Genomic DNA, 11,093 nt, shown 5'->3' on the forward strand with positions numbered 1-11,093 from the left:
TAAAACTCAACGGAAAAAGTCCCGTTGAGTTTCGAAAAGCTTCATAAAAAAGTTCATATTTTTGGGGTCAGATCACTAATCCCCAAGGAGTCGCCTAGCCTCCACTCCAATCAACTACTATACAAAACATGAGTATTTACCAAAATAATCCAAACTATACAAAGAACCATCACCATAATTGAAAAACATGTAACAAATAGCTAAAAAATATTAAAAAACCTTAAAGTAAAATTATTAATATTCGTTTTTTTATAGACTAATCAGTTTTTATGACCTATAATAATCCATACATTCATCAATACACGAACATTAAGGTGGTTTTTATGTCTGAATATACGTTAATTTTTAAAGGAACAGCTTTTTCAAGTAAGTCTCCTACTGAAGTACAAATTTTAAAGGATTATTTATTCTTTATTAATGCTGACGGGATGATTGCGAAAACAGTAGCTCCTGAGCATGAAGAATATCAAAATCTACTAACTACATATCAACACAAAGAAAATTTTCATCAATTAGCCAATGGACAATATTTCTTCCCTGGCTTTGTCGATTTGCATGTACATGCACCACAATGGGCTCAAGCTGGAACTGCATTAGATATTCCACTTTATGACTGGCTAAATACATACACATTCCCTATCGAATCAAAATTCTCCGATTTAGAGTTTGCACAAGAGGTCTATGAAGATTTAGTAAGTACTCTTCTTGCAAACGGAACTACTACATCACTTTATTTTGCGACTGTCCATAAAGAAGCAAGCCTACTATTAGCGAAAATTTGTGCTGAAAAAGGACAACGAGGTCTAGTTGGGAAAGTTGTGATGGATGATCCTGAACAAAATCCAGACTATTATCGCGATGCAAATACGCAAACTGCATTAAAAGATACAGAAGAATTTATTCTAGCTGTAAAAGAATTAGCAAAATCAACGAAACAGGGTGTTTATCCAGTTGTAACACCACGCTTTATTCCAAGCTGTACAGACGATGCTTTAAAAGGTTTGAGTGAGTTAGCTGCTAAATACGATACACATATCCAATCTCATTGTAGTGAAAGTGATTGGGAGCACGGCTACGTAAAGGAACGATTTAAGAAAAATGATGCCTTTGCCTTACATGATTTTGGTCTATTAGGAGACAAATCAGTAATGGCACATTGTAATTTCTTAAATGATGACGATGCCCAGTTATTTGCTGAAACAGGCACAGCAATTGGTCATTGTCCAATTTCCAATGCTTATTTTGCAAATAGTGTCATTCCAATTGCCCACTTTCATTCAAAAGGCGTTGATATCGGATTAGGATCAGATATTTCAGGCGGTTTCTCCCCTAGCCTATTCGATAATGCTAGACAAGCAGTCATGTCATCTAGAATGCTAGAAGACGGTGTCGATCCATCTCTTTCTGCTGAAAAACGTGGTGTTCCACATTCACGTATTACGATTAATGAAGCATTTTATTTAGCAACAGCAGGTGGTGGAGAAAGCTTAAGCCTACCAATTGGTCGATTACAAGAAAACTACACATGGGATGTACAAATCATCGATACTAACATACCATCTGCAAAACTTCCTATATTTGATAGCAAGGAAGATTTACAGGATATCTTCCAAAAAATTATGTATCTTGTGCGCCCAGAAAATATCCGTGAAGTTTGGGTACAAGGTAATCAGGTTCACGCTAGAGCATAAAAAAAATTCTAAATTTACAATTTTGAGGTGTACATCTTAGTGGAAACGCAACATAACAAATTAGCTAACGATAAAATGAAAACTCAGCAATTAACAGTTTTACCAGATGAAAAGGTGTCATTCGGTCAATCAGCCTTACTTGGTTTACAGCACGTTATGGCAATGGACGTCTATGTAGTGCCTTTCTTAATTGCCATGTTAATTGGTTTACAATCAGGTCAATCAAGCGCATTGATTCAATCGACATTTATTGCAGCAGGGATCGCAACGATTATCCAAACTCATTTTTGTATGAAGCTACCGATAGCACAAGGTCCTTCATATGTTCCTCTTGGCGCCATTGTAGGTATTTATGCTACAAGTGGTGGTGGAGATCTTGGCTGGAGCACTGTGCTAGGAGCAAGTTTAATCGGCGCCATTTTAGTCATTATTTTAGGTTATACAGGTATATTCAATAAAATCGTCAATACTTTCATTCCTCCACTTGTCGGAGGGACGATTATCTTTGTTGTCGGTCTTTCATTAATGCCTGTAGGTTTAAGTAATAACATTTTTAACGCAGCGGGTGCATCTATTAACCAAAACATCTATTTGGCTCTCATTTCAGCTACCGTTCTTATCGTTTGCGTTATGCTAGGTGCAGTCTTTCATAAAAAAGGTCGCGTATTTCGTATCACTTCAGTAATCATTGCTTTAATTGCAGGTAGTATTGCCGCGAATACTATGGGTGTCTTAGATTTATCAGCGGTATCACAAGCAAAATGGTTTAGTATGCCTCAAATTCCATTTGCAGATTTCGGCTTTACGTTCAATTTTTCAGCCATCATTACAATGGTGATTATTTATATCGTTTTAATGGCAGAAACAACAGGTACATGGTTTGCAGTGAGTAATGTCATCGATAAACCATTAACTGATAAACAAATTAATCGCGGGATTATCGGCGAAGGAATTGGTTGTTTCATCGCATCATTACTAGGCTCAACTCCTGTCACTGGCTACTCAACAAATGCAGGTGTGATATCGATTACAGGTATCGCAAGTCGCCGTGTTTTTATTGCTGCAGGTTTTTGGTTTGTGTTATTCGGCTTCTCTGGTAAATTAGCTGCTCTTATTTCTGCAATTCCTTCAGCAGTTATAGGTGGTGTATTCGTTATCGTTTGTGGCATTATTACGATCAGTGGTTTACAAGTAATGAAAAATGAACACATTGGTGAAAAGGAAATGTATGTAATCGCAATACCAGTGATTTTAACATTAGCCCTAACATTACTTCCTAAAGATTTCTTATACTCATTACCAACAACAGTTCAATATTTATTCGGCTCTCCAATCGCAACAGCTGCTATTGTAGCCATCGTTTTAAATAAAATATTACCTAGTGTGAAATAACTTCAAACTCGATGCACAACTCTCCTATTCATTTAATAGAGTTGTGCATTTTCTTATTTATGATGTTTTGCAAACCAACATCCCCTTAGCAACTTAAAATTAGGTATAATTTATTATAATTAACGTTTTAAGATAATAGTCCATTATAAGCAAGGAGGTAGAAAGTTGATAAACATTTTGGTACTAGATGATCACGAGGCCATTGGTGAAGGTATAAAATTATTATTAGAACAAGAAAGCAATCTCCATGTTACTGTAGTAAACTCTGGTGAAGAAACGTTGAATATCCTCTTACAACAAACATTCGATATGTTTTTATTTGACGTAAATATGCATTTTTTAAATGATTTAGAATTACTAAAAAAAGTGCAACAATTAAATCCTGAAGTAATCAAAATTATCTACACGGGCTATAACATTGAACCTATTTTCAATGTATTAGTAGAATCAGGTGTTTCTAGCTTTGTTAGTAAAACAGTCTCTACGGAAAATCTTATTGCGGCAATACGCTCCGCTCTAGATGGGAATGCCATGATCCCAGTGAAGTTATTACGACAATTAAAAATAGTAGAAAGCCAAAAGAATAAAATGGAAATAATGAATCAGTTAATTCAATATGACCTTAAAAAAAATGAACTAGCTGTGCTTCAATTAGTGGCAGTTGGAAAAACAAATAAAGAAATAGCAGAAAATTTATTTGTCAGTTTACGCACAGTCGAATATCGTTTAACAAAGATTTTCAAGAAACTACAAGTACATTCAAGAAAAGAAGCTGTTGAAAAAATTATAAAAATAGGATTGCTATAAAAGGTAAATTATCTAATGATCAGGTGTCTTTTCTATTCATAAAACCGCAAAAAACACAGTGCTAACCGATAACAATATTGTGGTCGTATTGCGGTTTATTTGTGGTCATGAAGATATGATAGCATGATAGAATAAAACATAAGATATTGGTAAATATTTTAAATTTAAGTTTACATTAATATCTAATTTCACTAGTGTCGCATTAAATTAATTCAACACGAAAATAAAGTCTGAATTTTCCGCAATCTTTTTTCATAAAAAATCCCTTTATATTGGTTGGTGGTAGTAAATTGCTCCAAATCCAAAATAAAGGACAAACACATAAATAAGTTTACAGGAAGAACATCATTTGAACAACGAGTTAAATAGAGATTAGAAATCTTTCTTAAAAAGACAGAAAATTCAGAACAAACTTATGCTTTATAGCAGGTTAACAGAAATCCCGTCTTATAAGCAGCACATGTAATTTTACTAAAAAATGGAGGTGAGGCTACATCAAAGAACAGAAGTTACAATTCACAACTTGGTTTGTAGTGATAGGGGCTATGTTGATTGGTGGGTTTTTAGGGAGCTATGTAATTGGTAAAGAAACAGGGCATTTTAGATTTGAAGTAGTGTTACCGATAGTTCTAGGTGCATTTTTTGCATTCATCATATTTATGGTTTTATCTAGGATCAAACATAAAAGGGAAGGTAATGTCCCTGAATATGATGAGCGTAATATAGTCTTAATTCAAAAATATTTAATTGTATCTCTTTACATGATCTTAATCTTGAGTGGTATATTTTTAATTTGTTTATATGCTATGGGAATAAAGTCTGTTGAAACTAGTCTACTTCTAATATATTTATTCTGTATATATTTGTTGTTAGGAATAGGGACTTTAATAACCAAAAAAATTTAAGAAGATAGATATTCAATTACAAATGATTTTTCATTGAAATATGGCGTTTACCTTTAATAAAAACTTTAGGAGGAGAGAATAATATGAGGAATATAGTAAACCGTAGTAAAATTAAGAAAAATATACTTTTATTGCTTTCGTTTTTATTAATTGTTATGTCTCTTTCTTTTAATAGTATAGATGCAAAAGCTGCGATGTGTGAGAAAGATAGGAAATGTTTAGAAGCTCCTACTTCAAATGTGACAGATAAAGAATTCAAAAATATTTTAAAGGAAGTAAAAACGACTGCTGATTATAAGGAATTAGCTAAAACCACTGCTATTAACCAATTAAATCATAAAGATGTCGTTATCAATAAAGTTGAAAATGGTAGAGAAACATTTGCTGCTGTGGGATTTATTTTTGGTAAAAAGACAAGTGCAGATAATTTAGTATATGTTGAATTTATATATGATTTCAACAACCAATCTATTTATACTAAGAAAATGTTATATGGTGAACTGCAAGAAAGTGGACATATTAATATTAAAATGGTCATTAATGATGATGTATCTTTCACAATGAATATTAATGAAAATGGTGATATTATTGGTTCAGATGGACAAGTTCTGACACAAGATGAATTTTACAAACAAGCTGTTCAACAAATGGGCGGTAGTAAAATCGTTACTTTCGGATGGTGTGAATGGGTTGTAGGTGCACTATGTGGCACTGGTGGTGGAATTGCTTGCTTCGCATTAGCTGCTGCTCTAGGAATTACTACAGGAGTTGGTGGACTTACTCTTGCGGGAGTATGTGGATTAATTGGAGCATTAGGTTGCACAGGGGCTACATTAGCAATTTGTGGATAGTAAATCGTTTACTGCTTAAAGGTGCTAGCACAGCTTCACACGGACAGTTCACGGACGTACTTACAAATTAGTAGATACTTAAAAGCAACACTATGGAAACCGGCACGTATTTGGCTCCGGAAAATCGAAGGAAATACGGTTCCATAAGGATTTCGAACTGTCAGTTGTCCCAGTTAAAAGTTATGTCGTAATATTTTTCATAGTTTATGCATTACTTGACATTAAAAATTTGTATACCCTTATTTCGCAGAGAGAGTAGTGTGAACTACTCTCTTATTTATGAATAAAGTTAGTTGATACTTAATACAGTAGAACGTTCTATCTATCCCCAATATGCCAAAGAACGTTTCTTCATCGCTTCTCGGTATTGCTCGGTTGAGATTGGCAATGCTTTATTTATTTGATAATCCATAATGACACCGTATCTTCGAACAACATCCATTTGATTAATTTCACCTTCGTTGTACATCTTCTCAACTTCTATTGGATCTGTCTCCAGCCATCTATGACGATTTTTGCGAATATAATCGCGTTCTTTTAATGTAGCAGCCATATCAATTTCGAAGGCATCCATATCACGATCAATTTCATGGATGACTACACCATAATCAAGCTTTGCACGCTCAATCGAAACATATTCATCAATAATGTCCTCTAAAACAGCGTTTACATCTCGTGCTAAAGGATCACCTAAACCACCGCCTCCTGCTGATGGACGTGTAAAGGAATCTCCTTTCTTTAATTCAACATTGGAGAAGATTGTGCCTAAAAATTCTTCATCCTCTTTGTTTGGATTTAAAATAGCCCCCTGTGCAATAGAAGGTAAGCCGCCCATGATTCCCCATGTAATAGAGCGAGAACGATCACAGCAATAGGACATCACTGTTTGGTTGACATCCGTTAAAATACCTCCCTTTTCTACACCACAACCGCCACGGTATTTACCTGGACCAGCAGAATCTATAATAATTTCATGCTTCGTTGTAACAACTGGTGACAAACGCTCTTGCCCCTCACATGGCTGAACACTCAAACCTACCCCGAACACTGGTGAGGTTGTATTTGCACCATCCCTGTCAATACGACCACCATGGCCACCAGCCATCCAGTCATACCACATAAAGTATTCATTACTATCTCTCCGTTGATCGTAGCCACCTATTAATAAATACTCTAAATTAAATGAACATGCGATAGCGCGTTCCGGCATAATATTTGACCATAGTTCGAAGCAGGCATTCATAATTTTTTCAAACGCTCCTGAACAATAGCCAGAGACAGCTACTGGGCTAGGTGCATTGACGACAGAGTTTTCAGGGAGGAATATCTTCACAACACGATAAAATCCCGAGTTCAGCGGAATCTCTGGGAAAAATGTTTTCGTTCCTGCATAAGTACCAGAAAGTGCTGAACCAAACCCTGCATTTAAAAAGCAGCTAATATATGGATGGGAATCGCTTAAATCATAAGCTATTTCATCCTCCGTAATGGTCATCTTCACACGAATTGGGATGAGACCATCTCCTAATTGTGGGTCCATATCGATATAGTCCACCGTTTCCCATTGACCTTTTGGTAAAGCTTTTATTTTCGCTCTCATTAATCGTTCTACATAATTTTGAACTTCTTCAAAAGCTACTAGCACTGTATCAATACCGTACTTTTCAATCATTTCCTTAAGCTGCTTCTCTCCAACTTTCGCTGCTTCCACTTGAGAACGTAAATCTCCAATACGTTCTTCTGGAATACGCATATTCATGACAATGATCTTCACAACATCTGTTAAATATTGACCTTTACTATAAATGCGGACAGGTGGGATACGTAGACCTTCCCCGTAATGTTCCTTAGCTGTTATATCAAAGGAACCTGGGTTAGAGCCTCCGACATCTGCCCAGTGTCCATTTGTTTGCATGAGTGCAATCAATTTGTCGTCATGGAACACTGGTAAAATCACACGCACATCACTGAAATGTGTTCCTCCACGATAAGGATCATTTACTAAAAATACGTCACCTGGATGAATATCATCAGCGAAATCCTCTAATACAGCTTTTGCTGTTAAATGCAATGTCCCTACATGTACAGAAATATCTTGTGTTCCTTGCATAACAGTATTTCCCTGCGCATCGCATAATGCACAGCTGAAGTCTCGATTATAAATAACAAACGAGTAGCATGTACGCAGCATTTGTTCAGCCATTTGATCGACTAAGTTCACAAAGCCGTTTTTCAACACTTCAAATGTTACTGGGTCTAGATTTTGAACCTTATGATTTGTTTCCAATTTCGTTGTACTCATAGCCCATTCCTCCTTATCGCGTATTAGTTCACCGTAATAATAATATTTTTATAGGCATCTACTTCCGCAGTAAATCCTGGTGGAATAACAGTCGTCGTATCCAGCTGATCGATAATGGCTGGACCAGCAAATTGTGTGTAAACAGGTATTTGATCGCGATTATATACGTTTGTTTCAATATATTTACCTTCAAAATAAACAGGACGGGTTTCTTTAAAAGCATCTTCCAGTGTGCCTTCAGAAACATATTGCGGGAAATTAGGCTTTGGTACTGTTCCTATAGCCGTTACGCGTAGGCCAAATATTTCTACAGATTGATCCTTATCAGAAAATGCAAATTCTCGTTCATGTTCTTTATGGAATGCTTCCAAAATAGCGTCTAAGGAAGTTATTTGATCAGAGACGGGAACAGCTAGAGATCGCCATTGTCCCTTATAACGAAGGTCTATATAATTCGTTAATGTCGATGTATTTTCTGTTATCCCCTCCTCTTCCAATAACTCTCTTGCCTCTTCTCGTAATTCACTAAATTGATTTGTTAGTTCCTCTTCACTAACTTCATCTAGTTTTTTCACATACGTTTTAGAAATATCATGACGGACATCTACAAGTAAACATCCCATAGCTGCTGCCACTCCTGGATGAGTTGGAATAATGACTTTTGGGATGTTTAAATCTTTTGCTAAATATGCACCGTGTAAAGGTCCTGCACCTCCAAAAGCTACAAGCGCGAAATCTCGTGGATCATAGCCTCTCCGTACTGATATTAAGCGAACTGCATCACTCATATTGGCATTTGCAACTTCTATAATGGCACTTGCCGCTTCCTCAACGGATTGATCGAATGCATTTGCGATTTTTTTCACAGCGTCACTTGCTGCCTCTTTGTTTAACTGCATCGTACCATCTAACAAATCCACACCCAGACGTCCTAACACTAAATTCGCATCTGAATTAGTTGGCTCAGTGCCTCCTCGGCCATAGCAAGCCGGACCTGGTACTGCCCCTGCACTTTGGGGTCCATTGCGTAAAGAACCGCCTTCATCTTTCCAAGCGAGGCTACCTCCACCGGCTCCTATTGTTAATATTTCAATGCTCGGAAATCCAATTGGATAGCCATATTCTATAGACCAATCCTTTGTGATTCGAATATCTCCCTTATACATCAGTGAAATATCGGTACTTGTACCACCCATATCTAAGCCGATTGCATTGTCAAATCCGCACAACTTTGCGATATGCTTACTTGCGATAGCTCCAGCAGCTATCCCGGAACTTGCCAATCTAGCAGCATAGCGGGGAACTGTACTTGAAGTCATGACACCACCACCAGAATGTAAAACTAATATTTCATCATCATAGCCCTTTTTCTGCATTTCAGTGCTTAACTTACTAATGTATTTACTCATAATTGGTCCAAGAACAGCATTAATAACGGTTGTACTCATACGCTCATGCTCAAAAATTTCTGGAAGCACCTCACTCGAAATACAAACATAGACATCAGGTAATTCCTCTTTTAAAATCTTTTTGACTTTCGCCTCATTTTCCCCGTTCACATAGGCATTGATGAAACACACGGCAATGGATTCTGTTCCTCGACGTTTTAATTTTTTGGCTAAAATGCGAACTTCTTCTTCATCAATAGCTTGAAGATTATTTCCTTCATAATCTATTCGTTCTGTCACTTCAAAGCGATCACGTCGTTGAATGTAAGGCTTCGCAGTATCTTTGTACGTGTCCGATACGAAAAACATATACATTTCTTAAAAAATGTAGACATCTCTACTGTGACACAACTTATATCTTTCGACTTTCGTATTTGTGTCTTCCTTATTCTCTGAGTCTGGTTTCGCAAAAAGCTACTGCCATTTAGTATGACTCTCCAAAGGCTTAAATTCCGCAGTATCGTTGCGTACACATCTAAGGTTTAGTGTCAGATCAATTATGCCTCGGCATAATTGCGTCCGGAATCGGCTTTGTGCTTGCACAAAGAACTCCTTTCCGATTCCGTGACATCCGCCGGAGGCTTTAACTTCTTTCAGCGGATGTTTGGACACCTGCTGAAAATTAACTTAAACCCGCATACATCTTACCACCTATAGAGGTAGGAGACTTCTGCTGAAAGAAGTTAAATTCCTTAGATTGAGTAATTTGCTAAGTTAATGCTTGCGTTCAAATCTCTATCCAACTTTAATCCGCAAGAGCAGATAAATAATCTGTCTTTAAGTTTCAAATCGGTTTTGATATGTCCACAACTAGAACAAGTTTTTGATGATGGAAACCATCTGTCGGCTTCAACAAATTCAATTCCGTATTTTTGACATTTGTATTGAATTTGCCGCTTGAATTCATATAGCTTTTGCCCGGCTACCGCCTTCGCCAGATGTTTATTTTTCATCATACCTTTTACATTTAAATGTTCCATGACAATACGAGATGGTTTGGTTTTCACGATCTCATTAGAACACTGATGTAAATGATTTGTTCGGATGTCGTTAAGTCGCTTATATAAATTACGAATTTCACTGTTTTGTTTTTGAATATTTTTCTTATTCTTTAAAGGTATTTTATAGATTGGCTTTCGTTTTTTAGTATACTCTTTCGTGTTGGCTTCAAGCTTACGAGCTAGTTGTCGTTGTTCTCGCTTCAACTTTCGCTCTAATCGTTTGACTTCTTCAGTTTTGTTCATGTTCTTTTTGAACTCACCATCAGAACAAACTGCCAATTTTTCGATACCTACATCAATCCCTAAACTTTCGCCTGTCAAATCATATGGCTCAAATTCTTGCTCATATCCAATGGACAAGAACCAATTTCGTCCGTCAAATGAAATGCGTGGATTCGAATATTTATGACCTTTTTTAAGCTTAGGAAGTGCATTGCAAGTTTTTACACTGCCAATCTTTTCACCTCTAAAACCTTCATTTGTTCGTTTTAAACTTTCGTAATTTACATAAAAACTAACTTTACTTCTTCGTCTGCTTTTGAACCTTGGCTTTTCATTAATGCCTTCGAACCAACGCTTTCTAGCAATATCGGCATCTTTCACCGCCTGTTTCATCACATTGCTTCCGACTTCCTTTAGCCATTTATGCGTTGTTGGTTTCAGTTCGCTATTGATTTTTTTACGAACTTCACCCTC

Annotated in this window: 8 protein-coding genes and 1 pseudogene; 6 read left to right on the plus strand and 3 right to left on the minus strand. The window is 36.5% G+C overall.

Features of this window, described 5'->3' with window-relative positions:
- The first annotated feature begins 323 nt into the window (after positions 1 to 323).
- From guaD to ACQKMV_RS23585, 6 genes and pseudogenes are all read left to right on the plus strand, one after another.
- Positions 324 to 1,691, plus strand: a complete 1,368-nt coding sequence (guaD, locus tag ACQKMV_RS23560) for a guanine deaminase (protein ID WP_427506864.1) — start codon at positions 324 to 326, stop codon at positions 1,689 to 1,691.
- Positions 1,692 to 1,730: 39 nt separating this feature from the next.
- Complete coding sequence (locus ACQKMV_RS23565; RefSeq protein WP_427506866.1) at positions 1,731 to 3,083, plus strand: uracil-xanthine permease family protein; 1,353 nt, start codon at positions 1,731 to 1,733, stop codon at positions 3,081 to 3,083.
- Positions 3,084 to 3,248: 165 nt separating this feature from the next.
- A complete protein-coding gene (locus ACQKMV_RS23570) occupies positions 3,249 to 3,890 on the plus strand; it encodes a response regulator transcription factor (RefSeq protein ID WP_427506867.1) in 642 nt (213 codons plus the stop codon).
- Positions 3,891 to 4,435: 545 nt separating this feature from the next.
- Positions 4,436 to 4,795: a hypothetical protein gene (locus ACQKMV_RS23575; RefSeq protein WP_427506868.1), complete on the plus strand. Its 360-nt coding sequence runs from the start codon at positions 4,436 to 4,438 to the stop codon at positions 4,793 to 4,795.
- A gap of 83 nt (positions 4,796 to 4,878) precedes the next feature.
- Positions 4,879 to 5,646 (plus strand): halocin C8 precursor-like protein, encoded by a 768-nt coding sequence (locus ACQKMV_RS23580; RefSeq protein ID WP_427506869.1) that lies wholly within the window; start codon positions 4,879 to 4,881, stop codon positions 5,644 to 5,646.
- A gap of 3 nt (positions 5,647 to 5,649) precedes the next feature.
- A pseudogene (locus ACQKMV_RS23585) lies at positions 5,650 to 5,793 on the plus strand (IS4 family transposase); the annotation flags it as partial.
- A 175-nt stretch (positions 5,794 to 5,968) separates the two neighbouring features.
- Here ACQKMV_RS23585 and ACQKMV_RS23590 read toward each other — a convergent pair.
- The 3 genes from ACQKMV_RS23590 to ACQKMV_RS23600 all read right to left on the minus strand — a co-directional run.
- Complete coding sequence (locus ACQKMV_RS23590; RefSeq protein ID WP_427506870.1) at positions 5,969 to 7,948, minus strand: hydantoinase B/oxoprolinase family protein; 1,980 nt, start codon at positions 7,946 to 7,948, stop codon at positions 5,969 to 5,971.
- A 23-nt stretch (positions 7,949 to 7,971) separates the two neighbouring features.
- Positions 7,972 to 9,705, minus strand: coding sequence for a hydantoinase/oxoprolinase family protein (locus ACQKMV_RS23595; protein WP_427506871.1), 1,734 nt, complete (start codon positions 9,703 to 9,705; stop codon positions 7,972 to 7,974).
- Between the two features lie 383 nt (positions 9,706 to 10,088).
- Positions 10,089 to 11,093 (minus strand): RNA-guided endonuclease InsQ/TnpB family protein (locus tag ACQKMV_RS23600; protein ID WP_427506873.1); only part of this gene is annotated, 1,005 nt, incomplete at its 5' end.

Origin of the sequence: Lysinibacillus sp. NPDC094403 (genome assembly GCF_050278745.1) — a bacterium.
GTDB lineage: Bacteria > Bacillota > Bacilli > Bacillales_A > Planococcaceae > Lysinibacillus.